19 protein-coding genes are annotated in these 24,328 nt (G+C 57.2%); 7 read left to right on the plus strand and 12 right to left on the minus strand.

The window, feature by feature from the left end:
* The first annotated feature begins 3 nt into the window (after nt 1-3).
* Nucleotides 4-1,479, plus strand: a complete 1,476-nt coding sequence (locus GWQ27_RS12885) for a YfcC family protein (RefSeq protein WP_275907532.1) — start codon at nt 4-6, stop codon at nt 1,477-1,479.
* Nucleotides 1,480-1,543: 64 nt separating this feature from the next.
* On the opposite strand, the gene GWQ27_RS12890 is transcribed toward GWQ27_RS12885, so the two are convergent.
* Nucleotides 1,544-2,758, minus strand: coding sequence for a pyridoxal phosphate-dependent aminotransferase (locus GWQ27_RS12890; RefSeq protein WP_275907533.1), 1,215 nt, complete (start codon nt 2,756-2,758; stop codon nt 1,544-1,546).
* A 392-nt stretch (nt 2,759-3,150) separates the two neighbouring features.
* Here GWQ27_RS12890 and GWQ27_RS12895 point away from each other — a divergent pair, with 392 nt between their 5' ends.
* Nucleotides 3,151-3,363 carry a DUF1653 domain-containing protein gene (locus tag GWQ27_RS12895; protein WP_265452348.1) on the plus strand — a complete coding sequence of 71 codons (213 nt, stop codon included), beginning with the start codon at nt 3,151-3,153 and terminating at the stop codon, nt 3,361-3,363.
* A 60-nt stretch (nt 3,364-3,423) separates the two neighbouring features.
* On the opposite strand, the gene GWQ27_RS12900 is transcribed toward GWQ27_RS12895, so the two are convergent.
* From GWQ27_RS12900 to GWQ27_RS12950, 11 genes are all read right to left on the minus strand, one after another.
* Nucleotides 3,424-3,687, minus strand: a complete 264-nt coding sequence (locus GWQ27_RS12900; RefSeq protein ID WP_005314790.1) for a GrxA family glutaredoxin — start codon at nt 3,685-3,687, stop codon at nt 3,424-3,426.
* A 444-nt stretch (nt 3,688-4,131) separates the two neighbouring features.
* Entirely contained in the window at nt 4,132-5,577 is a 1,446-nt protein-coding gene (dacB, locus tag GWQ27_RS12905) for a D-alanyl-D-alanine carboxypeptidase/D-alanyl-D-alanine-endopeptidase (protein WP_265461872.1), read from the minus strand.
* 106 nt (nt 5,578-5,683) lie between these two features.
* Nucleotides 5,684-7,444 (minus strand): DEAD/DEAH box helicase family protein, encoded by a 1,761-nt coding sequence (locus GWQ27_RS12910; RefSeq protein WP_275907534.1) that lies wholly within the window; start codon nt 7,442-7,444, stop codon nt 5,684-5,686.
* 101 nt (nt 7,445-7,545) lie between these two features.
* Complete coding sequence (locus GWQ27_RS12915; RefSeq protein ID WP_111588688.1) at nt 7,546-8,583, minus strand: HlyD family secretion protein; 1,038 nt, start codon at nt 8,581-8,583, stop codon at nt 7,546-7,548.
* A gap of 3 nt (nt 8,584-8,586) precedes the next feature.
* Nucleotides 8,587-8,925 carry a DUF3302 domain-containing protein gene (locus GWQ27_RS12920; protein WP_005314799.1) on the minus strand — a complete coding sequence of 113 codons (339 nt, stop codon included), beginning with the start codon at nt 8,923-8,925 and terminating at the stop codon, nt 8,587-8,589.
* Nucleotides 8,926-9,212: 287 nt separating this feature from the next.
* Nucleotides 9,213-10,634, minus strand: a complete 1,422-nt coding sequence (locus tag GWQ27_RS12925) for a carbon starvation protein A (RefSeq protein ID WP_021139957.1) — start codon at nt 10,632-10,634, stop codon at nt 9,213-9,215.
* A gap of 142 nt (nt 10,635-10,776) precedes the next feature.
* Complete coding sequence (btsR, locus tag GWQ27_RS12930; protein WP_021139958.1) at nt 10,777-11,481, minus strand: two-component system response regulator BtsR; 705 nt, start codon at nt 11,479-11,481, stop codon at nt 10,777-10,779.
* Nucleotides 11,482-11,556: 75 nt separating this feature from the next.
* Nucleotides 11,557-13,233, minus strand: a complete 1,677-nt coding sequence (locus GWQ27_RS12935; RefSeq protein ID WP_275907535.1) for a sensor histidine kinase — start codon at nt 13,231-13,233, stop codon at nt 11,557-11,559.
* Nucleotides 13,234-13,586: 353 nt separating this feature from the next.
* The gene (locus GWQ27_RS12940) at nt 13,587-14,822 is read right to left on the minus strand and encodes an HD-GYP domain-containing protein (protein WP_111588691.1); all 1,236 of its coding nucleotides are present in this window, start codon (nt 14,820-14,822) and stop codon (nt 13,587-13,589) included.
* A gap of 110 nt (nt 14,823-14,932) precedes the next feature.
* Complete coding sequence (gene adhE, locus GWQ27_RS12945; protein WP_169045920.1) at nt 14,933-17,608, minus strand: bifunctional acetaldehyde-CoA/alcohol dehydrogenase; 2,676 nt, start codon at nt 17,606-17,608, stop codon at nt 14,933-14,935.
* Between the two features lie 295 nt (nt 17,609-17,903).
* Nucleotides 17,904-18,536, minus strand: a complete 633-nt coding sequence (locus GWQ27_RS12950; RefSeq protein WP_265434100.1) for a 2OG-Fe dioxygenase family protein — start codon at nt 18,534-18,536, stop codon at nt 17,904-17,906.
* Nucleotides 18,537-18,804: 268 nt separating this feature from the next.
* Between GWQ27_RS12950 and GWQ27_RS12955 the strand changes: the two genes are divergently transcribed.
* From GWQ27_RS12955 to GWQ27_RS12975, 5 genes are all read left to right on the plus strand, one after another.
* The gene (locus GWQ27_RS12955) at nt 18,805-19,440 is read left to right on the plus strand and encodes a YchE family NAAT transporter (RefSeq protein WP_005314822.1); all 636 of its coding nucleotides are present in this window, start codon (nt 18,805-18,807) and stop codon (nt 19,438-19,440) included.
* A gap of 282 nt (nt 19,441-19,722) precedes the next feature.
* Nucleotides 19,723-21,342, plus strand: coding sequence for an ABC transporter substrate-binding protein (locus GWQ27_RS12960; protein WP_099992811.1), 1,620 nt, complete (start codon nt 19,723-19,725; stop codon nt 21,340-21,342).
* A 98-nt stretch (nt 21,343-21,440) separates the two neighbouring features.
* Nucleotides 21,441-22,361: an oligopeptide ABC transporter permease OppB gene (gene oppB / locus GWQ27_RS12965; protein ID WP_021139963.1), complete on the plus strand. Its 921-nt coding sequence runs from the start codon at nt 21,441-21,443 to the stop codon at nt 22,359-22,361.
* Nucleotides 22,362-22,375: 14 nt separating this feature from the next.
* A complete protein-coding gene (gene oppC / locus GWQ27_RS12970; RefSeq protein WP_099992815.1) occupies nt 22,376-23,287 on the plus strand; it encodes an oligopeptide ABC transporter permease OppC in 912 nt (303 codons plus the stop codon).
* 32 nt (nt 23,288-23,319) lie between these two features.
* Nucleotides 23,320-24,306, plus strand: coding sequence for an ABC transporter ATP-binding protein (locus GWQ27_RS12975; RefSeq protein WP_042869676.1), 987 nt, complete (start codon nt 23,320-23,322; stop codon nt 24,304-24,306).
* Nucleotides 24,307-24,328: the final 22 nt, after the last annotated feature.

Below are 24,328 nucleotides of genomic sequence, written 5' to 3' on the forward strand. Positions count from 1 at the left end.
GCTATGACCACCCCACATGAGGCGCCCAAGAAGCGCCAACTCCCCACCGTATACACACTGCTGTTCATCATCATCGCCCTGATGGCGGCTCTCACCTGGGTGCTGCCGGCGGGCAAATATGACTATGTCACCGCCAAGAGCCAGCAGCCGGTTGCGGCCGCCACAGTTGCCGATTACAGCGGCGATGAGCGATTGCTGCCTGTGCCCGGCAGCTATACCGAGCTGCCCTCCCAGCCACAAGGGGTGTTCGAGGTGCTCAAGGCCCCCATTCAGGGCTTTCACAAGGCGGCGGATGTGGCGCTGTTCGTGCTCATCATCGGCGGCTTTCTGGCGGTGACCATGCAAAGCGGGGCGCTGGATGCGGGTGTGGGGGCCATAGTGCGCACCTTCGCCGGGCGCGAGCGGCGGCTGATCCCGGTACTGATCGCTCTGTTTGCCCTCGGCGGCTCCACCTTCGGCATGGCGGAAGAGACGGTGGCCTTCTGGGCGCTCATCGTGCCCGTCATGATGGCGGCAGGCTTCGATCGCATGGTGGCGGCGGGGATCATCCTGCTTGGCTCCGGCGTCGGTGTGCTTGCCTCCACAGTCAACCCGTTTGCCACCGGCATCGCCTCCGGTTTTGCCGGCATTCCCATCGGTGAGGGGATTGGCCTGCGGGTCATCCAGTGGCTGCTGCTGGTGATCTTCGCCTCCTGGTTCGTGATGCGCTACGCCAAGCAGGTGCAGCAGGACAAGTCCCGCTCCGTGCTGGCGGACATCGTCTATGACGATGAATTCTCCCAGATGAAGCGCAGCGACTCGGCCTTTACCGGCAAGCAGAAGCTCACCATGCTGGTGTTCTTTGGCACCTTCCTGCTGATGATCTATGCGGTGGTGCCCTGGTCGGATCTGGGGATAGACCTGCTGCCGACCCTGGGTTGGTGGTTTGACGAGCTCTCCACCCTGTTTTTCAGCGCCTCCATCCTGATAGCGCTCATCAACCGGATGCCCGAGTCCAACTATGTGGCGACTTTCCTGAGCGGAGCGCGGGATCTCATCGGGGTGGCGCTGGTGGTGGCGGTGGCGCGTGGCATCTATGTGGTGATGGAGCAGGGCGTCATCATAGACACCATTTTGCACTGGGCCGAAGGGCTGGTGAGCGGTCTCTCCTCGTCGGTGTTCATCCTGATGGCTTATCTGGTGCACATCATTCTTAGTTTTTTTATTCCCTCAACCTCGGGGCTGGCGACCGTCTCCATGCCGCTGATGGGGCCGCTGGCGGATTTTTCCGGTATCTCGCGGGATCTGGTGATCACCGCCTATCAATCCGCCTCCGGCTGGATCAACCTGTTCGCTCCCACCGCTGCCCATCTGGTGGCGGGGTTGGCGCTGGCCAGGATCCCCTACGATCGCTTCGTGCGCTGGGTGCTGCCCTTCATCGTCGGGGTGGCCCTCATCACAATGGCGGTGCTGGTGGCGGGCACCCTGTTGCATGGCTGATGATTCAGCTGCACATGACAGATAGCAAAAAGGCTCCCGAAGGAGCCTTTTTCATGAGCCGTGCTTACTGCTTGTAGCCCTTGAGGAAGCGGGCGAGGCGGCCGATGGCTTCTTCCAGCTCCTCTTCCCGGGGCAGGAATACCAGCCGGAAGTGATCCGGCACCGGCCAGTTGAAGCCGGTACCCTGCACCAGCAAGAGCTTCTCCTGCTGCAGCAGGTCGAACACCATCTTCTGGTCGTCACGAATGTCGTACACCTTGGGATCGAGGCGCGGGAACATGTAGAGCGCCCCCTTGGGTTTGACGCAGGAGACGCCGGGGATCTCGTTCAAGAGCTCCCACGCCTTGTCCCGCTGCTTGCGCAGGCGACCGCCCGGCAGGATCAGCTCGTTGATGCTCTGGTAGCCGCCAAGGGCGGTCTGGATGGCGTGCTGCATGGGCACGTTGGCACACAGTCGCATGGAGGCCAGCATCTCCAGCCCCTCGATATACCCCTTTGCACGGCCCTTGGGCCCGGTAATGACCATCCAGCCCTGACGGAAGCCACAGGCACGATAGGCCTTGGAGAGGCCGTTGAAGGTCACCACCATCACATCGTCACACAGGGTGCAGACGCTGGTGTGGGAGATGTCGTCGTAGAGGATCTTGTCGTAGATCTCGTCGGCGAAGATGATGAGGTTGTGCTGGCGGGCTATCTCGATCACTTCCAGCAGGAACTCGCTGCCGTAGACGGCGCCGGTCGGGTTGTTGGGGTTGATCAGCACCAGACCACGGGTGCGCGGTGTGATGCGGGCGCGGATGTCATCCAGATCCGGATACCAGTCGGCCCCTTCATCGCAGCGGTAGTGCACCGCATGGCCACCGGAGAGGGTCACCGCCGCGGTCCAGAGCGGGTAGTCGGGGGAGGGCACCAGCATCTCGTCGCCGTTGTTGAGCAGCGCCTGCATGGCCATCACGATGAGCTCGCTGGCACCATTGCCGATATAGATGTCGTCGATGTCGACCTTGCGCATCCCTTTTTGCTGGTAGTACTGCATCACCGCCTTGCGGGCAGAAAACAGTCCCTTGGAGTCGCAGTAGCCCTGGCTCAGCGGCATGTTGAGGATGACGTCCTTGATGATCTCTTCTGGTGCATCGAAACCAAACGGGGCCGGATTGCCGATATTGAGCTTGATGATGCGGTGGCCTTCGTCTTCGAGACGGCGCGCTTCTTTATGCACCGGGCCGCGAATGTCATAGCAGACATCGTCGAGCTTGTGCGACTTGTCGATAGTGAACATGGTGAGTGTGCTTCCTTCCCCGTGGGGACGCGTTGGCGAAAAAGGCGATTTTTAGTATCAAATTTCTTTTCCCCTATTCTTCACAGAATTGAATGCTAGAACAATCTTCTTTTTAGTAGAATTCCCTGATTTTTAGCCTTAAAACAGGGCTGCTAAAACGTTAAATTCAGCACAATCGTTTGTATGAACCAAGGTTCACTAGTGAAAGATGAGGGGCTGATTAACAAAGCCACCCGACTGTGTTGAAATATTCGCATCCAATGGCACGATTGGCTTGCGCCCTAAATCGCCGTCTCGCCCGTGCCAGCGAATAATAAAGAGGGCGCAGACAACAGGGCCTGCGGCTTTCTTCTTCGTTTGTTCATCGAGCCCGCACTCACAGAGGTATGTCCATGCATGCACCCGCGCCCGGCCGTTATCGCCACTTCAAGGGGGGCTATTATCAGGTGCTCACCCTGGCCCTGCACACCGAAACCCGGGAGCAGCTGGTGATCTATCAATCCGATCAGGATGGGGTCGTCTATGCCCGTCCTGTGGCCATGTTCATGGAGTGGATCGAGCATCAAGGGCAGGTGGTAAGCCGCTTCACCCCGACTGCGGGCTGAGCGGCGGTTTGCATCATAAAAAAAGGCGCCATCAGGCGCCTGTTTTCTATGGGGGAGAGCTTACTGGTAGAGACCCAGGTTCTCTTTGGCATAGGCTTCAAAATCGGTGCAGCCACCGATGTGCTGCTCGTCCAGGAAGATTTGCGGCACTGTATTGACCGGTTTGCCGGCGCTCTTGGCCAGATCTTCCTTGGTGATGCCTTCTGCGTGGATATCCACGTAACGGAAATTGAAATCGTCACGCTGTTCAACCAGTTGCTCGGCGATTTGCTTGGCACGGACACAATAGGGGCAACCGGGACGACCAAAAATCACTGCAAACATCTTCTCTCTCCGTTGAATTGAGGCAGGGCACAGCATAGCCTTGCCTCGGTACCGATCAAAGTGCAAATTGTCGATATGACCATTCGCCATTTCCGATAAGCCGACGTATTACTGCTCGAGGAGCCGGATGAATTGTTGCTGGTAGATGCTCTCCAGCACTCCCTTCTCGAGCCTTGTTCAGGGCATAAGAGTCGCCTTGCTGGCAAGGTGGCTCCCCACATTACTGCTCGATGATCCTGATGAATTGTTGCTGGCAGATGCTCTCCAGCACTCCTTTCTCGAGCCTTGTTCAGGGCATAAGAGTCGCCTTGCTGGCAAGGTTGCTCCCCGCATTACTGTTCGATGAGCCGGATGAATTGTTGCTGGTAGATGCTCTCCAGCACTCCTTTCTCGAGCCTTGTTCAGGGCATAAGAGTCGCCTTGCTGGCAAGGTGGCTCCCCACATTACTGCTCGATGATCTGGATGGGTTGTTGCTGGTAGATGCTCTCCAGCACTCCTTTTTCAAATACGGTCCAGGGCCAGGGTGCCTTGCTGGCACGGTAGCGCTCGTGGGTGGCTGGGTCCTGCGACAGGCCGCGCTGGAACATGACAAATGCCTTGCGCTGGCCACCGACTGTGTCGATAAAACCGGCCAGATTGGAGGTACCCGTGATGGTGCCTGTCTTGGCATGCACCCGGTTTTTCATCATGGGGGCGGTAACGCTGCGACGCCAGGCCAGGGTGCCATCCACCTGAGAGCTGGGCAGCAACTTGATGAGACCGAGTTCGGCATCATTTTTCTGGATGAAGTTGAGCACAGACAGCATCTGGCGTGCGCTGATGAGGTTATGGGCAGAGAGGCCGGAGCCGTCGGCCAGGGTGGCATTGCCGAGGTCGATGCCCTGCTTGGTCAGGATGGCGCGTACCGCCATGGTGCCGCTGCGATAGCTGCCCGGCTTGTTGTAGTAGTGGCGGCCTACCGTTTTCAGGAAGGTATCGGCGTAGAGGTTGTCCGATTTCTTCAGCATCTTGGAGAGCATGATGGGCAATGAGACAGAGTAATGGGTACCCAGGGTCTCGGCACTGCCTGGTGCCTTGTGGGTGACCTGAAGCAGCCCTTCGTGTGCTATGCCTGCTCTGTCCATTGCCCAGCGGATGTTGTCCCAGCCCCAGGCCTCCACGTCGTGGATGGCAAAGCGCAGCCCCTGGGGTTCCTTGTTGGGGGTGATGCAGCCTTTGAGCTCATAGAAGTTGCCCTTGGCCATGTCGACTTCCAGGGCGCAGAACTGACGCGCCATGTCGCCATAGCTCATCACCTCCACCCTGTCGGTGCCAATGCCGATGGGCACGCCAGTGGCGACGTTGCCGGTGGCGGGGCGACCAATCTGGGTGGCTGTAATGGTGGCGTAGGCGCAGTTCTTGTCGATGATGACAGAGGAGACGGGGGCGGCGAAGCAGAGGGTCTGATCCCCCCAGGACCAGCCGTTACCGCGCTCGTACCCGTTATAGGCGCCGGTATTGACGTAGACATTGCCCTTGATGCGGTTGACGCCGAGCTGCTTGAACAGGGCCAGCAGATCCATCCGTGACAAGGTGGGGTCGCCGACGAAGTTGATCCAGATGTCGCCATTGATGGCATCCCCCTGTTTGGCACCTGGCTGGGCCTGAATGTCGGTGGCAAAACGGAAGTCGGCACCGAGCTCGAGCCGTGCCGCCAGGGCGGTGAGCACCTTCATGGTGGAGGCGGGGGCTATCATGTCATCGGCATTGCGGGCGAACTCTATGCCGCCATTGCCCTGCACTATGATGGCGTACTGGCCCCCCTTGGGCGGCGTCAGCGTGGCGGCTTGAACCAGAGCCGGAACAAGTGTGGAAAACAGAGCACAAAAACCAATCAACAGCCGCTGCATAAGATCCTCTAACTTAACGAAGGGGGTCGGTAGTGCGCTACCCACCCTGATAATCACTATGTTTACGTTCACCGGCCAGCCTATCGCTGCAAGGTATGAGCCGTGCTCAGCCAAGGGCATTGGCGGCGCGGTACCGGCCTTCATAATCAAAAATTTTCTCTTTCACCTGCCAAAAGCGACCTGACTTGCGGGCGATGACAAAGTCGGGGTGACGAAACTGGTTTGATGCGGCCAGCACGTTCTCCAGGGTGGTGAATTCCGGCTCCAGGCCCGGGGCGGGCCAATGATGACGCACAAAGCGCTGTTGAAACAAGCGCCGTGCACCCGGGGAGTGAAAACCGAAGTACTCCATCAGGGTAAGACCATCCTCATCGTGATAGGTCACCTCCAGCCGCTCCCCCTGTTTACCACGGCCCGCTGTGAGGGTGAGACCGGCGCAGCGAATGACCATGCAGTCTTTCAGATTGAGGGCCTCCTTGAGCTTGTCGTCCGGATCCACCAGCAGCTGATCACAGCTCTTGCAGCGGCGGGCGGCGATGTCGTTTTCGGCGCCGCAGGCGGGACACACCTTGGCGCGAAAGCGGTAGTCACACTCCTCGCGGTGGCCCTCGTCATCTTCAAACAGCCCCTGACAGCGACGGCCGTAGTGCTCAATCACCTTGCCTTCTTCATCAGTCTTGCCCCAGAAGGTGTTGGCAAAACCGCAAGCCGGGCAGGGTACCTGTACCGGCTCGGTGCCTGCGTGGGGTCTGGGTTCACCCACCTCGGGAGCGAACAGGTTGAAGTTGTTGCCCGCGTAATCGAGCACCAGACAATCGGCCTTGCCTGGTGAGAGGCGAAGACCGCGGCCCACGATCTGCTGATAGAGCGACACAGACTCAGTGGGGCGCAGCATGACGATGAGATCGACGTGGGGGGCATCGAAACCAGTGGTGAGCACAGCCACATTGACCAAAAACTTGATCTCCCGCGCCTTGAAGGCGCTGATGAGTGCATCGCGTTCCGGGCCCGGTGTCTCGCCCGTAATAAGGGCCGCAGTCTGGGATTTGGCAATCAGCAGCCCCTGGATCTCACCAGCATGTTCGACGGTGGCGGCGAAGATCATGACCCCTTGCCGATCGGCTGCATATTCCAGCACCTGGCTCAGGATATGGGGGGTGACCCGCTGCTGACGTTTTAGCTCGCCGTTGAGATCCGCCTCGCTGAACAGGCCATTCTCCCGCGCAACCAGCTTGCTGAAGTCGTAGTGGACTATGGGGGCGTCGATGAGCCGCGGCGGCGTCAGGTAGCCATTTTTCACCATGAAGCGCAAGGGAAGCTCGAACACGCAATCGCCAAACAGACGCTCGCCATGGCTCTTTACCATGCCGTGATAGTGACGCCGGTAGATCCAGCCCAGCCCCAGGCGGTAAGGCGTGGCGGTGAGGCCGAGAATTTTCAGGGCCGGATTGCTGGCTTTGAGATGGCCCAACACCTGGTGGTACTGGCTCTCGTCATCCAGCGACACCCGGTGACACTCATCGATGATCAGCAGCGAGAAGGCGCCATCGAAGGCATCCAGATTGCGCGCGACCGATTGTACCGAGCCAAATACCACCTGGGCCTTGGCCTCCTTGCGATCCAGACCAGCGGCGAAGATGTCGGCCTTGAGCCCCCAGGCTTCGTACTTTGCGTGGTTCTGCTCCACCAGCTCCTTGACGTGCGCCAGCACCAGCACCCGGCCACGGGCCTTGCGGGCCAGTTCGGCGATCACCAGGCTCTTGCCCGCACCGGTTGGCAGCACTACCACAGCAGGGTCAGGATGCCGACGAAAGTGGCTGATAACGGCGTTGACGGCCTCGATTTGATAGGGTCTGAGAACAAACATGGGGAACGGATGTGGTGCAGGATGGCGCCATTATAGGGATCTTGGCGCCACAAAAACAGCGGGCCGGCATGATGCCGGCCCGCTGGGATCCCTTATTCTGATTAATGGAAGGGGAAGACGTAGTTCATCCAGCTTGCCATGCGCAGCAGCACCTTGCGCATCACGGAAACATGGTGGAAGTGCTGGGTATAGATGGCGGCCTGACCACTTGCGCCAGCGATCACCTGATACTTGTGCCACTCGGGATCCGTGATGGAGATGACCACAGGCAGACGACCCGGACGTACCGCTGTTGTCTGATCCAGCAGACCAATATTGGCCTGGACATTGCCGGCGGCGATAGCCGGTACCACGGCGGTGACAGTGCCTTTGAAGATCTTGCCGGGGATACCATCGATCACCACTTCGGCCTCGTCACCAATTGCCAGACGCTGCATGCTGTTTTGCCAGAACCAGCCGACATAGGCGGTATCGTCTTTATGGATGAAGGTCATCACGGGGCGGTACATGAAAGGGGTGGCAATCATGCCGGGGCGCAGGGCCAGCTGCACCACATGGCCATCACTGGGGGCATAAACCACTGTCTGTGCCAGCTGGTATTTTGCCTCGTTCAGCTGGGCTTGCAGATCTTCCAGGGTGGCTTTTTGCTGGTCAATCTGGGCCACTATGTCGTCCACATTCGCTTGCGTGACATCGAGATCCCGCTGCTTGCCAACTCCCCGCCGCATCAAGTCACTGGCGCGATCCCTGTCCAGTCTGGCAGAACGCAGTCTGGCCTCGATGGATTTGAGGTGTTCACGGTTGGCGTCGAGTCGCGCACTCAGGCTATCCACCTTCAGCTGGAAAGGTTCGGACTCGATACGAAACAGTACGTCGCCTTTTTTCACCGGCTGGTTGGCTTGTACCGGTACCTCGACGACCCGCCCCTTCACCAGGGGAACAATCGGCGTGGAGACGTAGTAGTTGCGGGCCATTTCGGAGTAGGGGTGGTTGTAGTTCATCAGCATGATCAGGGTGCCGATGATGAGCACGCCACCCAGCGCTGCCGTGGGCACAGTCCACTTGTTGAGCGGGATGCGAAAAATCTTGAACACGGCCACACACAGGGCCGTGTAGGTCAGGATCAGTAGCAGGTCCATGATTTATCCCTGTTGTTCAGTCTGTTGGATGGTATCGATGCGTGCCTTGAGATCGGCGAGTTCCTGCTTGAGAAGCTGTATCTCGTCTTCATCCTGTTGCAGACGCTGGTTGAAGCCCCAGCCGCGATCAGGACGATAGACGGTGGCCCAGATCCAGAGGAAGGGCCAGAGCACATGCAGGGTAAACAGACTGACCCATCCCGCCACATGAATGGCATCTTGATGGGGGTGCTGACGGTGTTTGGCTATTTCATAAGGAATATCGTGGATCACTATGATCCCGTAGAACATGACCAGCCCGACAAAGAAGAGCAGGCCAAGGGCAAAATAATCAAGGAACATGGGTGTCTCCACAGGTTTGATGCACAACCAATCATTGGATTCAATTTTAGATAAAGCAATTAAAGATCACATATTTATCCGGGATGCGGCGGGATTTTACAGCCTGATCTTGTATCGAAGCTTAAGCAGAATGGAATAATTAAACATTGATGCAGGACTCATTTTTACGAGCGAAAAGGTGCGCGTTTGGTTGGTGACACAGGCCGCCTGTTTGTGCTTGCCAGCCGCCGCGGATGATCGAAAAAGGGGGAGCCAATTTGGCTCCCCCTTTATTTGCAGCGTGATGTTCAGCTTTCGCCTGGGTTGCTGACCAGGGTCGGGCGGTATTTCAGCAGGAAGGCAATGGTAATGGCGGCGGTGGATGCCAGGCCAATAACGGTGGAAATGCCCATCTCCAGCCCGAAACCTATGGGGGCATTGGCCAGATAGGTGAACACCACAGCCGTCATGAACATGGCGGGAATGGTGCAGACCCAGTGCAGCTTGCCCTCTTTGGCCAGATAAGCCGCCGCGGCCCACAGCATGATCACGGCCGTGGTCTGGTTGGCCCAGCCGAAGTAGCGCCAGATCACCCCGAACTCCGCCTTGGAGATGATAAAACCAAGGATGAACATGGGAATGGCGATGAGCAGACGCTTGGCCATGGGTTTCTGGGTCAGGTTGAGGAAGTCAGCCACAATCAGGCGGGCGCTGCGAAACGCCGTATCGCCGGAGGTGATGGGCAGGATCACCACGCCGAGGATGGCCAGAATACCGCCCACTGTGCCGAGCAGGCTGGTGGACACTTCATGCACTACTGCCGCCGGGCCGCCGCTGGCCATGGTAGCGTTGAGCGCCTCTGTGCTGTCGTAGAAGGAGAGTCCCAGGGTGCACCAGATAAGGGCGATGACCCCTTCACCTATCATGGCGCCGTAGAAAATGAAGCGGCCGGATTTCTCGTTCTGCATGCAGCGCGCCATCAGCGGCGACTGGGTGGCATGGAAACCGGAGACGGCGCCACAGGCGATGGTGATGAACAGCAGCGGCCACAGCGGCAGCTCGGTGGGGTGCAGGTTGGAGAAGTCCATCCCTGTGTTGTAGAAGCCTTTGCCGGAGACGATGAGACCTATGATGAGGCCGACCGACATGAACACCAGCAGGGCGCCGAAGATGGGATAGAAGCGACCGATGATCTTGTCGATGGGGACTATGGTGGCGAGGATGTAGTAGGCAAAAATCGCCACAATCCAGTAGACCAGATCGGTGGAGGTGAGGTTGGCCAGCAGGCCCGCCGGGCTCAGTACGAAGACCACGCCTACCAGCATCAGCAACACGACCGCAAACAGGTTCATGAAGTGCTTGGCGACCGTGCCCAGATGTTCACCGACCACGGTCGGTACGGAGGCGCCCTTGGCGCGCACCGACAGCATGCCGGAGAAGTAGTCGTGCACCGCACCGGCAAAGATGCAGCCGAATACGATCCAGAGCATGGCGACCGGACCATAGAGGGCGCCGAGGATCGGGCCGAAGATGGGACCGACGCCGGCGATGTTGAGCAGTTGCACCAGGTAGACTTTCTTGTCCGACATGGGCACATAGTCCACACCGTCAGCCATGGTGATGGCGGGGGTGGCGCGCTCGGGTTTCGGGCCAAATATCCGCTCGATGAACTTGCCGTAAATAAAATAGCCGGCGACAAGTAAGCCGACACAGAGGAAGAACCAGATCATTGCTACGCTCCTGCATTGTTATTTTATGGTGTGCGCAGCCAGTCTAATGGGGTTGTCTGTCAAGGGCAGGTGAAACGCGCCGAGCGGCGCCATGGTGACTCGAGTGGTCGCCGGCTGTGATCCGGCGCACAGTCCCACGCCACTATTCCAGTCCCAGTTCGTCTTTGAGCTCCTTGAGGTAGCGACGGCTGACCGGTACCCGGGCGCCGCTTGGGGTAACGATCTGGGCCAGCTGGTTTTCCAGCAGCTGGATCTCGAAGATGGCGCCGGGAGAGATCAGATACTGGCGGTGACAGCGCAGCAGGGGGGTCTTCTCTTCCAGAGATTTGAGGGTGAGCTGGGTATGAAACAGCTCGCCCTGACAGGCGACGTGCACACCGCCGAGATCGGAGAAGGCGTACTCCACCTGCTCGATGGGCAGCAGCCGCACCCGGTTGTGCAAATAGCCAGGAATGTGGCGGATAGCCGGAGCCAGCATCGCCATGGATTGGGGGCTGATATCCTGCTTGAGGCGAGCCAGCGTCTTGGCCAGCCTGGCTGGCTCTACCGGTTTGAGCAGATAGTCGAAGGCGTTCTCTTCGAAGGCCTGGATGGCGTATTCATCGAAGGCGGTGACAAACACGATGCGGGGCAGGGGATCCAGCATGGCGACCAGTTCCATGCCGCTCAGCTTGGGCATCTGGATGTCGAGAAACACCACATCCGGCTTGAGCCGCTGTATCAGTGGCAAAGCCTCGATGGCATTGGCCGCCTGGCCCAGGATCTCGATATCGGGGTCCTGGCCAAGGTGCAGGGCCAGCTCCTCACGGGCATAGAGTTCATCATCGACGATGAGTGTGCGGATCATGGGATCTCCTGAACAGAGTGACAATGGGTGAGTGGCCATGGGGGGAGGGAGTGCACCCCATCAATATCAGGAGGTTCAGCATCCGGATGCGTCTCTGGGCAGGGTGAAGGAGACGCGGGTCCAGCGCTCCGGCTCGCAGCTGACACTGACGCCATAACGATTGCCAAACGCGCTCTTGAGGCGTCGATCCACTATGGTCATGCCCAGACCATCCCCTGCGGGTTTCTCCTGCCAGGTGCCGGCATTGTCCTCCACGCAGATAGTCACGCTCTCCTGATGCTCTTCGGTATAAAGGCGGATGTATCCCTGCTCCAGCAAGGTCGAGATGCCGTGCTTGATGGCATTCTCAATGAGCGGCTGCAGGGTAAAGCTCGGCAACTTCAGGTTGGCAAGATGAGGCGGGATCTCGTTGATGACGGTCAGTCTGTCCCCAAAGCGGGCCAGCTCTATCTCCAGATAGGATTGGCAGTGCTCCTGCTCTTCCAGCAGGGTGGCGAGGCCACTCTGGCGCTTGAGGTTCTTGCGAAAGAACAGCGACAGGTGCAGCAGCAGTTCCCGGGCCTTGTCCGGATCGCGCCGGGTAATGGCGCTGATGGTATTGAGGGTATTGAACAGAAAATGGGGATTGATCTGGGCCTGAATGAGCTTGAGCTCGGATTGCACCAGCAGTCGCTGCTGCTGCTCCAGTCGCCCGGCCAGCAACTGTTGTGACAGCAGGTTGGCTATCCCTTCCCCCAGCGTGTGGTTGATCTTGAGAAACAGCCGCTTCTTGGGCTCATAGAGCTTGATGGTGCCTATCACCCCCTCATCACCGTGCAGCGGTATCACCAATACTGAGCCAAGCTGGCACTGGGGCGAGAGGCTGCAGCGGTAGGGCTGGCTGTTGCCATCGGCAAACAGCACCTTGTTTTGGGCAATGGCCTGCAGCGTGATGGCGGAGGCAATGGGAGTACCCGGTTTGTGGTGATCTTCCCCCGTGCCGATGAAGGCGAGGATCTTGTCGGTATCCGTGATGGCGACGGAGCCGACCCCTGTCTCCTCTTTTACGATATGGGCTATCTTGCTGCTTGCCTCAGCGGTGAAACCCTGGCTCATGATACCGACGGTGCGGTTGGCAATGGTGAGCGCCTTGGCGGAGAAGACCCGGGAGAACTTCTCATACATCCGCTGCTGATCGCGGATCATGCTGATAAATAGCGCCGCACCGCAGGAGTTGGCCAGGATCATGGGAGTGGCTATGGTGCGTACCAGCAGCAGGGATTTGTCAAAGGGGGTCGCCACCAGCAGTATGATGACCATCTGCAATATTTCAGCGCCAAATGTCGTGAAGAACGCAATTCTGGGTTCGAACAGCGCATTCATACGCCCCGAGCGCATCAGCCGCCAGTGCACCAGCCCGCCCAGCAGCCCCTCGCAGGTGGTGGAGATGGCGCAGGCGAGGTCGGTAAATCCCCCCAGGGTGTAGCGGTGCAGACCCCCGGTCAGTCCGACCAAAAAACCCACCAGCGGCCCCCCCAGCAGTCCCCCCAGCACGGCACCGACGGCACGGGTATTGGCGATGGCATCGTCAATATCCAGTCCCACATAGGTGCCCAGGATGCAAAAACAAGAAAAAATGATATATATCAGTATCTTGTGAGGAAGCCTTACGGAATAGTTGGCCAGGGGACGCAACAGGGGGCTCTTGGAGAAGAGGTAGGCGATCACCAGGCTGACGCTCATCTGTTGAAGCAGAGAGAGGACCAACTGCATAAAAAACGTTCCTCAGAGTTCATACCAAAAAAGGCGGCCGGGATGTGTAAATGTGATCAGGATCTTGTTCTGCGGGCGCCCCCGACCCGAACACGGGCGCAGTTTGCCAGAAACGTGAAATAAAACCATATTAAATCAGCATGTTAAATTGATATTTGTGTAATCGCCAAAGGGTTGATATTGCTGGGTGGAGCATGAATGTATCCGCTGGATACGCCACATGGAAGTGGCATGCTCCGCCCAGCCCCTTGGCTGGGCGTTTTTTATCCAGGGTCGACAGTGAACCGTTTTGAGGGTAATCGGGCAATTATTCAGGTTTGTCCAATGAGTTATCCCCAGCTTCTGGGGATAACTCAGAAGGCAAAATAGTAACAGAAGCGCCGGGTCAGGTTAAAAAACAGCCGTTGCCCTTCATCCAGATCTTCCTGCTTCAGCACACCGGTAATGGTCCGTTCATCCTCCCGCAAGTCCAGCATGGCCACCCCTTCCGGTCGTTGTGCCTTGATATAGGGCAGTATCTTGGGTTTGAGGGGCATGGTGGGCTCGGTGGACAGCACCAGTGCAATGCTTTCATCCGAGAGTTTAACCAGCGAGCCGGGAGGATAGACCCCCAACACCTTGATCAGCAGCTTGACGAGATCCTGATCGAACTTCTTCTGTGACAGCTTGTAGAGCAGACTGATGGCCTGGCTGGGTGCCGCAGGTGTGGAGCTGTTGCGTGGATGCAGCAGTTCGTCATAGTAGTCTACCAGCCCTATTATCCTGGCCAGCGGGGGGATTTCGCCGCCCTTGATGCCAAGAGGATAACCGCTGCCATCGAGACGCTCATGGTGCAGATGGGCCACCTGGCGGATCTTGGGCTCGAATGCCTGCAACTGTGTCAGCATCTCCAGTCCGTACTGGGGATGCATGTTGAGAAAGTTCTGCTCCGACTTGTTGAGCTCTCCCCGTTTCTGGGTGATCTGGCTAGGTATCTTCATCTCCCCTATGTCATGGATCAAGCCTGCCAGCCCGGTCTCCTCGATTTCGACCGGGTTCATGCCGAGTTCCCGTGCCATCAGCATGGCAATGAAAGCCACGTTCAGGCTGTGCTGCAGCAGTATGTCGGTGTGCGGGCTGCGAATGAGGTGCAGGCCGAGTGGCCCCTCATGTTCACTGATGCGAGCGGCGGCATTGCGCACTATCTGCGCCGTGTTGGCCAGCCCCTCGTCAGGCTTGAGGTTGAGGGCCCCCAGCGCATCGCGCAGATCGGACATGGATTGGCCAAAGGCCTTGTCTGCGGCGCGCAGGGAGCGGCGGAAGGCTTTCTCATCAAAAGGGGGAGGGCCTGCGTCTACTATCTCGTCAATGGTCGACAGATCAGGGCCGGCAGAAGGGACATCGCCCCGCAAGATGGGTTCGATGGGCAGGTCGCTCTTGTCCGGGTCCACCATCAAGAGGGTGAGGTCGAGGTGACGTATGATGTCGAGTTGCTGCTGATCCTTGATCTTGAAGGCATTGAACATAAAAGGGTGACTGGTCCATCCCGTGGGGAGATGGATGTAGTGGCCGATCCGTAACTGCTCTATCGAGGCTTGTATCAGCGCCATGTGCTAACTCGCATTTCATGAATGCCTACCAACAAGCTAGCAAAATTAGAGAGATAGACAAACAAAAAAGCCCGCGCATGTGCGCGGGCTCTCGAGTTCAAGTCCGATTATCAGGCCTTGGATTTCTTCTTGCTGTCTACCTTGGTCTCAACCTTGGCTTCTACCTTGGTCGCTACCTGAGCTTCCTCGGTGAAGGGACGACCATAGTAGGTGTCCATCAGGATGGCTTTGAGCTCGGTGATCAGCGGGTAGCGCGGGTTGGCGCCGGTGCACTGGTCATCGAACGCTTCCAGCGCCAGCTGGTCAACCTTGGCCAGGAAGTCGGCTTCGTTCACGCCAGCTTCGCGGATGGAGGCCGGGATGCCCAGGGTGGCTTTCAGCTCGTCCAGCCAGGCCAGCAGCTTCTCGATCTTGGCAGCGGTGCGGTCACCGGCGGCAGTCAGACCCAGGTGGTCGGCGACTTCGGCGTAACGACGGCGAGCCTGCGGACGGTCGTACTGGGAGAACGCAGTCTGCTTGGTTGGGTTGTCGTTCGCGTTGTAGCGGATGACGTTGCTGATCAGCAGGGCGTTGGCCAGGCCGTGCGGGATGTGGAATTCAGCACCCAGTTTGTGCGCCATGGAGTGGCAGACACCCAGGAAGGCGTTGGCGAACGCGATACCGGCGATGGTGGCCGCATTGTGCACCTTCTCGCGAGCAACCGGGTCGTTGGCACCATTCTGGTAGCTGGAAGGCAGATACTCTTTCAGCAGCTTCAGGGCTTGCAGCGCCTGACCGTCGGAGTATTCGTTGGCCAGTACGGAAACGTAGGCTTCCATGGCATGAGTGACCGCATCCACACCACCGAAGGCGCACAGGGACTTGGGCATGTTCATGACCAGGTTGGCATCCACGATGGCCATGTTCGGGGTCAGCTCGTAGTCGGCCAGCGGGTACTTCATGCCGGTGGCGTCGTCGGTCACGACTGCAAACGGAGTGACTTCAGAACCGGTACCGGACGTGGTGGTGATACAGACCAGTTCGGCCTTCACGCCCATTTTCGGGAACTTGTAGATACGCTTGCGGATGTCCATGAAGCGCATGGCCAAGTCTTCAAACGCGGTATCCGGGTGCTCGTACATGACCCACATGATTTTGGCCGCATCCATGGGTGAACCACCACCCAGCGCCAGGATAACGTCCGGCTTGAAGGAGTTGGCCATCTCGGCGCCCTTGCGGACGATGGACAGGGTCGGGTCAGCTTCCACTTCGTAGAATACTTCCACTTCCATGTTCAGCTTCTTGAGCAGACGAACCACGTCATCGGCATAACCGTTGTTGAACAGGAAACGGTCAGTTACCACCATGGCGCGCTTCTTGCCTTCCAGGTCGCCCAAAGCGATCGGCAGGGAACCACGACGGAAGTAGATGGATTTCGGAAGTTTGTGCCACAGCATATTTTCTGCCCGTTTTGCGACTGTCTTCTTGTTGATCAGGTGCTTGGGACCGACGTTTTCGGAGATGGAGTTACCACTCCAGGAGCCGCAACCCAGGGTCAGGGAAGGAGCAAGAGCGAAGTTGTACAGGTCACCGATACCACCCTGGGTGGAAGGGGTGTTGATCAGGATACGGGCGGTCTTCATCTTGTCGCCGAAGTATCTGATACGGTCCTGGTTGCGATCCTGGTCGGTGTACAGACCTGAGGTGTGACCGATACCACCGATGTTGACCATGGTGCAGGCCATCTCGACAGCGTCTTCAAAATTCTTGGCGCGGAACATGCCCAGAGTCGGGGAGAGCTTCTCATGAGCGAACTCATCTTCAGCGCACAATTCCAGGCCTTCACCGATGAGGATCTTGGTGGTGGCAGGCACAGTCACACCGGCCATGGCGGCGATCTTGGTGGCTGGCTGACCGACGATATCTGCGTTCAGCGCGCCGTTGATCAGCAGCACCTTACGTACCTTGTCCGCTTCATCTTTGGACAGGATGTAGCCATCGTGGTTGGAGAAACGCTCTTTTACCTGGTTGTAGATGGAGTCAACGACGATGACGGCTTGCTCGGAAGCACAGACCACACCGTTGTCGAAGGTTTTGGACATCAGGATAGAGGCGACGGCACGTTTCACATCGGCGGTTTCGTCGATGACGATTGGCACGTTACCGGCACCTACACCGATGGCAGGCTTGCCTGAAGAGTAAGCGGCTTTCACCATGCCCGGGCCACCGGTGGCCAGGATCAGGTTGATGTCGTTGTGTTTCATCAGTGCGTTGGACAGCTCAACGGACGGTTGATCGATCCAGCCGATGATGTCTTTCGGTGCACCGGCGGCAACGGCTGCATCCAGCACCAGCTTGGCAGCGGTATTGGTGGAGTTCTTGGCGCGGGGGTGCGGGGAGAAGATGATGGCGTTACGAGTCTTCAGGGAAATCAAAGATTTGAAGATCGCGGTAGCGGTCGGGTTGGTGGTCGGAATGATACCGCAGATGATACCTACCGGCTCGGCGATGATCATGGTGCCCATCTCGTCATCCTGGCTCAGGATGCCGCAGGTCTTCTCGTCTTTATAGGCGTTGTAGATGTATTCGGAGGCGAAGTGGTTCTTGATAACCTTGTCTTCGATGATACCCATACCGGATTCTGCCACGGCCATCTGGGCCAGGGGGATACGGGCATTGCTGGCGGCCAGGGCGGCGGCACGGAAAACCTTGTCTACCTGCTCTTGCGAGAAGCTGGCGAATTCACGCTGGGCTTCTTTGACGCGGGCGACCAGTGCATCCAGTTCAGCCAAATTGGTTACTGCCATGTTTATCTCCTGATGATTTGAAAACTGTTTAGTAAGAGTTTGGCAATGCCCGGCAATTATAGTCGCCCTGTCAAGGCGAGAATCACTATAAGGGGGTATTTACATGCCTTACTAAATTGCTTTCTGAGCCGATTATAGAGCGGGTCTGACTCAGAAAAATTTGATCTGGATCATGTGTAACAAAAGAACAAAAGAAATTTTGTTTCACAATACATGTTTTCCGGATGTTGCGAGGATGTAGAGTGAAACAAAAGCGGGATGAATCATGGGTGAACAGAGTGTCACGTACTATTTTTCAAGCAGTTAGCACGATTACATCCCAGTGTCCACGGGTCGGGGTCAGGGGGAGTACAGGGGCTGCATTGTGATAGAAACGGCGATCATCTAGGACCAGATATTCTCCAGGATGTAACTCTTGTTGGAAAAATGGTTGTTCTTTTAATCCATGATAAAGCTGAAGCGCGCCGCCACTGACCCCTTCGCTGCCACAAAAGAACACGCCGATAAAGTCGAAGCCATCCTGATGGACGCCTTCCGGTGCGGGAGGCACGCTTTCGCCCTGGGCCGTGGTGATCCGCATCTGGTGAATGCCGATCGCCTTGCCATCGGCGAGTCGAACATGGCGGGCAAAGCGGGTCAGCATCTGCCCAAAGGCGGGATGGGTGACAAAAGCGGGATCCAGCTCGGCATAGGTTCTGGGCACATCCCCGAGGAACTTGTTGATGGCGGCGGCCTGAAAGAAGACGCCGTTGTCGAGGGGGGAGAAGCGTGACCCCTCTTTCTCGACACGGCCATAGCGGCGTTCCCGAAAGGTGCCCTGAATATAGGGATCGACCGGCAGTCGATCAAAAAAGCCGAGCAGGGGGTCGACCGTGCCTGCCGGCAGCGCATCCAGGTGCCATTTCAACTTGATGTCCGTATCAATCATTACAAAATCCTTGTTTGCTGAGATGAAATCTTGCGCCAAAACTCCGTGGCCGCATAAAGCTCGACGTGATTTTACCAGAGTGTTAAATGGCGACAATCTTTATTAACAAATCAATGTGTTGAATTTTGGCCATGCATTAGAGGAACTAACTGAAAAGCCACGGAAAGGGTGAGATTATTTGATTGGTGAAGGGCATTGGCATGGTGTAAATTTACGCACGATTTATCGGGGGGATCCCCGTGGCCTTGCTTACTTCTGGATGGCGCCTATGGCAGCGATTGACGTCTCTTTATATCTGAAGTTCTTCATCGGTTTGTTCGCGATCATCAACCCATTGGGGTTGTTGCCGGTGTTTGTCAGTCTGACCGGCCATCAAACGCCGGAAGAGCGGATGAAGACCAACACCACTGCCAACATTGCCGTGATGATTATCTTGCTGGTCTCCATGTACATGGGGCAGCTGATCCTTGATGGCTTTGGCATCTCGCTGGCGTCGTTTCGCATCGCCGGTGGATCCCTGATTACCCTGATCGCCTGGTCCATGCTGCAGGGCAAGCTGGGGGAAGTGAAGCATAACAAACAGGAGAAGGGTGAGCTGGCCGCGCGCGAATCTGTCGCTGTGGTGCCCTTGGCACTGCCGTTGATGGCGGGTCCGGGTGCCATCTCTTCTTCTATTGTCTACGCCAGCCAGAGCACCTGGTCCCAGATGCTGGGCATGTCGCTGGTGGTCATGGTGTTTGCATTCTGCTCCTGGCTCATCTTCCGCGCTGCCCCCTTGCTGTTCAAGCTGATGGGCAACACCGGCATCAACGTGGTTACCCGGATCATGGGCCTTATCATGATGTCGCTGGGCATCGAGATCATGGTGGCAGGAATCAAGGGAGTCTTCCCCGGATTGATGTGATTCAGGTCTGTTTTGTCGGAGCCGGTCCTCGTGACCGGCTTTTTATTGTTTCTTTTTTGTTAGTCATTTCCTAGAATCGAGCGGGTTTGTATAAAAAACGTCCGCGGCGCGATATTTAAATGCTGAATAATTGGCTAAAAGCTGTTTTTTTAACCATGAAGCCCAGCCTAGCCTGATGATATCTATTGCATTATTAGAATTGTCAGGGAATTATGCTGGCAGCGGGGTACTTATCTCGTTGATGGACAAATGCATGGAATGTTCTTGTTGGAGTAAATGGAAATGACTCATAAAAAAACAATGATTAATACCCTATTGGTGGCAGCGCTATTTGGCGGAATGAATGCGGCGCACGCTGCTGATGTCCCCGCAGGTACCAAACTGTCTGATGTTCAGCAGTTGGTGAAAGGCAACGGCTCCGAGCCCGCAACGCTCGATCCCCACAAAACCGAAGGAACGGTTGAATCCAATATTCTGCGTGACCTGTTCGAAGGTCTCGTTACTTCCGGCCCCAAGGGAGAAGTGCTCCCTGCTGTGGCCGAGTCCTGGGAAACCAAGGACAACAAAAAGTTCGTGTTCCACCTGCGCAAAGATGCCAAGTGGTCCAACGGGGATCCCGTGACAGCCCACGATTTCGAGTTCGCCTTCAAGCGGGCCGTGGATCCCAAGACCGCCTCTCCTTACTCCTGGTATCTGGAGATCCCGACCATAATCAACGCCACCGAGATCATTGCCGGCAAGAAGCCGTCAGATACCCTTGGCGTGAAGGCGGTCGATGATTACACCTTCGAAGTGCAGCTGGAAAAAGCGATCCCTTACTTCGTCAGCATGCTCTCCCACACCACCACCTACCCGGTGCCGAAGAAGGTGATCGAGAAGTTTGGTGACAAGTGGACCCAGCCGGAAAATATGGTATCCAACGGTGCCTATCAACTGAAAGACTGGGTGGTGAACGAGCGCGTCGACGTCGAGCGCAACCCCAACTACTGGAACAACGCCAAGACGGTGATCAACAAGGTGGTTTATCTGCCGATCCAATCCACCAATGCCGAGCTGAGCCGCTATCTGGCAGGCGAAGTGGACATGACTTATCAGATGCCCATCGAACGCTTCAAGCAGATGAAGAAAGATAAGCCGGATGAGCTGAAAGTGACCGGTTATGTCGGTACTTACTACTACCAGTACAACGTCAAGAAGAAGCCGTTTGATGATGTGCGGGTGCGGACAGCGCTCTCCTACGCCATCGATCGTGACGTGATTGCCGACAAGGTGATGGGGCAGGGCCAGACTCCGGGTTACACCCTGGTGCCTGATTTTGTGGATGGCTTCAAGCCGGTTGCCCCCGAGTGGTCCAAGTTGACCCAGGCTGAGCGTGACACCAAGGCAAAAGCCCTGCTGCAAGAGGCAGGCTTTGATGCCAGCAAGCCGCTGAAATTCGAGCTGCTCTACAACACTGACGACAACCACAAGAAGGTAGCGGTTGCCGTGGCCTCCATGTGGAAGAAGCTGGGTGTGCAGGTGAGCCTGGTGAACCAGGAGTGGAAAACTTACCTGGAAACCAAGAAACAGGGCCAGTTTGATGTGGGCCGTGCTGGCTGGATCGCCGACTACAACGAAGCCTCCTCCATGCTGGATCTGATGCAGACCACTCATGGCAACAACGATGGCAAGTACTCCAACCCGACGTTCGACAAGCTGATGGATTCGTCCCGTGATCAGGTCGATGTGGCTGCCCGCAACCAGCTCTATGTCCAGGCTGAAGAGATCCTGGCCAAGGACATGCCGATAGCGCCTATCTACCAGTACGTGACTGCCCGTATGGTAAAACCCTATGTGGGCGGCTATCCGGCCAACCCGCTGGACAACCTCTACAGCAAAGACATGTACATCGTTGCTCACTGAGTAAAATAACAAGTCGCATAACAAGCAGGCCCGCCAGACGGCGGGCCTTAGTATTAAAACCGCGACCCTTTGGAAGCAGTACAGGACAGGAATTGTCTATGTTGAAATTCATTTTTAAACGTCTATTGGAAGCGATCCCGACTCTGCTGGTCTTGATCACCGTCTCTTTCTTCATGATGCGTTTTGCGCCCGGTAACCCCTTTACCAGCGAACGTGCCCTGCCGCCGGAAGTGTTGGCCAACATCGAGGCCAAGTACGGCCTGGACAAGCCCATAGGCGTGCAATACCTCACCTACCTGGGCAACCTGGTACAGGGCGATTTGGGCCCCTCTTTCAAGTACAAGGACTTCAGCGTCAATGATCTGGTGAGCCAGGCGTTGCCTGTTTCCGCCAAGATCGGGAGCGCGGCCTTCGTCTTTGCCGTCTTGCTGGGGGTGACCTTTGGCACCATTGCAGCCTTGAAACAGAACACCCTCATCGACTATCTCTTGATGTCGTCGGCCATGGCTGGTGTGGTGATCCCGGGCTTTGTGCTGGCACCCTTGCTGGTGCTCTTCTTCAGTATCTATCTGGGCTGGTTCCCGGCCGGTGGCTGGCAGGGGGGCGGGGTGCAATTCATGGTACTGCCGGTATTTGGCATGATGATGTATTACATCTCCGCCATCTCGCGCATCATGCGTGGCAGCATGATCGAGACCATGAACTCCAACTTCATCCGTACCGCCCGTGCCAAGGGCTTGCCGCTGCGTCACATCATACTGAAACACGCGCTGCGTCCGGCCATGCTGCCAGTGGTCTCCTATCTGGGGCCTGCGTTTGTGGGCATCATCACGGGTTCAGTGGTGATAGAGACCATTTTCGGTCTGCCGGGAATTGGTCAGTTGTTTGTCAACGGTGCCCTCAACCGTGATTACTCCATGGTGCTTGGCCTGACCATTCTGGTCGGTGCCCTCACCATTACCTTTAACGCCGTGGTCGATATTCTCTATGCCTTTATCGATCCCAAGATCCGTTACTAAGTCGGGAGTTCATCATGGTTGTCACAACTGAAAAACGCGAGGCCGTCGAGGCGTTCGCACAGCAAGTGGAAGTGGTGGAGGGACGCTCCCTGTGGAAGGATGCCCGTCGCCGTTTCCTGCGTAACAGGGCGGCACTGACCAGCCTCATCATACTGACCATTATCGGTCTGGCGGTGATCGTCGGTCCCCATCTGTCCCAATACACCTTCGACGATCCGGATTGGGGCGCCATGCAGGCCGCGCCGGATATGGAAACCGGCCACTGGTTCGGCACCGACAGTCTGGGGCGTGATCTGTTCGTGCGCACCCTGCTGGGTGGCCGCATCTCGCTGATGGTCGGCATCATGGGCGCCATGGTGGCCGTGGTCATCGGCACCCTGTATGGCGCGGCGTCCGGTTTCATCGGTGGGCGGGTCGACAGCCTGATGATGCGGATTCTCGAGATCCTCAACGCCTTCCCCTTCATGTTCTTCGTGATCATGCTGGTGACCTTCTTCGGCCGCAATCTGGCGCTCATCTTCATCGCCATCGGTGCGGTGAGCTGGCTCGACATGGCGCGGATCGTGCGAGGCCAGACCCTGAGTCTCAAGAGCAAGGAGTTTATCGAGGCGGCTCACGTCTGTGGCGTCTCCAAGTGGAAGATCATCACCCGTCACATAGTGCCGAACGTGCTCGGTATCGTGGCCGTCTACGCCACCTTGCTGGTGCCGGGCATGATCATGTTTGAATCCTTCCTGAGTTTTCTGGGCCTCGGCGTCCAGGAACCCATGACCAGCTGGGGTGCCCTGCTGGATGAAGGCTCCAAGTCGATGGAAGTGGCCATATGGCAACTCTTGTTCCCTGCCGGTTTCATGGTGGTGACCCTGTTTTGCTTCAATTTCCTCGGGGATGGTCTGCGTGACGCACTCGATCCGAAGGATCGATAACAAGAGCGGCCAAAGATCGATAAGGAGTTTTTATGAAATTACTGGATGTAAAAGATCTGCGGGTCGAGTTCAAGACTCCGGATGGCAATGTGGTGGCGGTCAACGACCTCAACTTCTCCTTGGCGGCTGGCGAGACCCTGGGGATCGTCGGCGAGTCAGGATCCGGCAAGTCCCAGACGGCATTTGCCATCATGGGGCTGCTGGCCAAAAACGGCATCATAACGGGGTCGGCCAAGTTTCAGGGTGACGAGATCCTCAACCTGCCGGAGCACAAGCTAAACAAGATCCGCTCCGAGAAGATCGCCATGATCTTCCAGGACCCCATGACGTCTCTCAATCCCTACATGAAGGTGAAGGATCAGCTGATGGAAGTGCTGATGCTGCACAAGGGAGTGAGCAAGGCCGAGGCGTTCGAAGAGTCGGTGCGCATGCTGGATGCGGTGAAGATCCCCGAGTCGCGCAAGCGGATGAATATGTATCCTCACGAGTTTTCCGGTGGCATGCGCCAGCGGGTGATGATCGCCATGGCCCTGCTCTGCCGGCCGCAGCTGCTCATCGCCGATGAGCCGACCACGGCGCTGGACGTGACGGTGCAGGCCCAGATCATGACCTTGATGAACGAGCTCAAGCGCGAGTTCAACACCTCCATCATCATGATCACCCACGATCTCGGCGTAGTAGCGGGTATCTGTGACAAGGTGCTGGTGATGTACGCCGGTCGAACCATGGAGTACGGCCGGGTGAACGATATCTTCTATCGCCCGAGCCATCCCTATACCGAAGGCTTGCTGCGCGCCATTCCCCGCCTCGACACCGAAGGGGAAGAGCTGCCCACCATACCGGGCAATCCGCCCAACCTGCTGCGTCTGCCCACCGGCTGCCCCTTCCAGGAGCGCTGCCACCGGGTGAGCGAGATTTGCGGCCAGCAGTCACCTGTTCTGACGCCGTTCAACGACGGGCGTGAGCGGGCCTGCCATTGGGTATCGGATGCCATCAACGCCAAGGAGGTGAGCGTATGAATGCGGTTATATGCGGCCAGCC

It is taken from the genome of Aeromonas sp. 5HA1 (genome assembly GCF_029237245.1).
GTDB classification, from domain to species: domain Bacteria; phylum Pseudomonadota; class Gammaproteobacteria; order Enterobacterales; family Aeromonadaceae; genus Aeromonas; species Aeromonas salmonicida.

Bases quoted from the DNA above. Each gene is read 5' to 3' on its own strand.
- GWQ27_RS12955 (WP_005314822.1), top strand. From the start codon at position 18,805: ATGGCAGCGATTGACGTCTCTTTATATCTGAAGTTCTTCATCGGTTTG.
- GWQ27_RS12925 (WP_021139957.1), bottom strand. From the start codon at position 10,634: ATGATCTGGTTCTTCCTCTGTGTCGGCTTACTTGTCGCCGGCTATTTT.
- btsR (WP_021139958.1), bottom strand. From the start codon at position 11,481: ATGATCCGCACACTCATCGTCGATGATGAACTCTATGCCCGTGAGGAG.
- GWQ27_RS12900 (WP_005314790.1), bottom strand. From the start codon at position 3,687: ATGTTTGCAGTGATTTTTGGTCGTCCCGGTTGCCCCTATTGTGTCCGT.
- GWQ27_RS12935 (WP_275907535.1), bottom strand. From the start codon at position 13,233: ATGCAGTTGGTCCTCTCTCTGCTTCAACAGATGAGCGTCAGCCTGGTG.
- oppB (WP_021139963.1), top strand. From the start codon at position 21,441: ATGTTGAAATTCATTTTTAAACGTCTATTGGAAGCGATCCCGACTCTG.
- oppC (WP_099992815.1), top strand. From the start codon at position 22,376: ATGGTTGTCACAACTGAAAAACGCGAGGCCGTCGAGGCGTTCGCACAG.
- GWQ27_RS12910 (WP_275907534.1), bottom strand. From the start codon at position 7,444: ATGTTTGTTCTCAGACCCTATCAAATCGAGGCCGTCAACGCCGTTATC.
- GWQ27_RS12975 (WP_042869676.1), top strand. From the start codon at position 23,320: ATGAAATTACTGGATGTAAAAGATCTGCGGGTCGAGTTCAAGACTCCG.
- GWQ27_RS12950 (WP_265434100.1), bottom strand. From the start codon at position 18,536: ATGATTGATACGGACATCAAGTTGAAATGGCACCTGGATGCGCTGCCG.
- GWQ27_RS12940 (WP_111588691.1), bottom strand. From the start codon at position 14,822: ATGGCGCTGATACAAGCCTCGATAGAGCAGTTACGGATCGGCCACTAC.
- GWQ27_RS12895 (WP_265452348.1), top strand. From the start codon at position 3,151: ATGCATGCACCCGCGCCCGGCCGTTATCGCCACTTCAAGGGGGGCTAT.
- dacB (WP_265461872.1), bottom strand. From the start codon at position 5,577: ATGCAGCGGCTGTTGATTGGTTTTTGTGCTCTGTTTTCCACACTTGTT.
- GWQ27_RS12915 (WP_111588688.1), bottom strand. From the start codon at position 8,583: ATGGACCTGCTACTGATCCTGACCTACACGGCCCTGTGTGTGGCCGTG.
- GWQ27_RS12960 (WP_099992811.1), top strand. From the start codon at position 19,723: ATGACTCATAAAAAAACAATGATTAATACCCTATTGGTGGCAGCGCTA.
- GWQ27_RS12890 (WP_275907533.1), bottom strand. From the start codon at position 2,758: ATGTTCACTATCGACAAGTCGCACAAGCTCGACGATGTCTGCTATGAC.
- adhE (WP_169045920.1), bottom strand. From the start codon at position 17,608: ATGGCAGTAACCAATTTGGCTGAACTGGATGCACTGGTCGCCCGCGTC.
- GWQ27_RS12920 (WP_005314799.1), bottom strand. From the start codon at position 8,925: ATGTTCCTTGATTATTTTGCCCTTGGCCTGCTCTTCTTTGTCGGGCTG.
- GWQ27_RS12885 (WP_275907532.1), top strand. From the start codon at position 4: ATGACCACCCCACATGAGGCGCCCAAGAAGCGCCAACTCCCCACCGTA.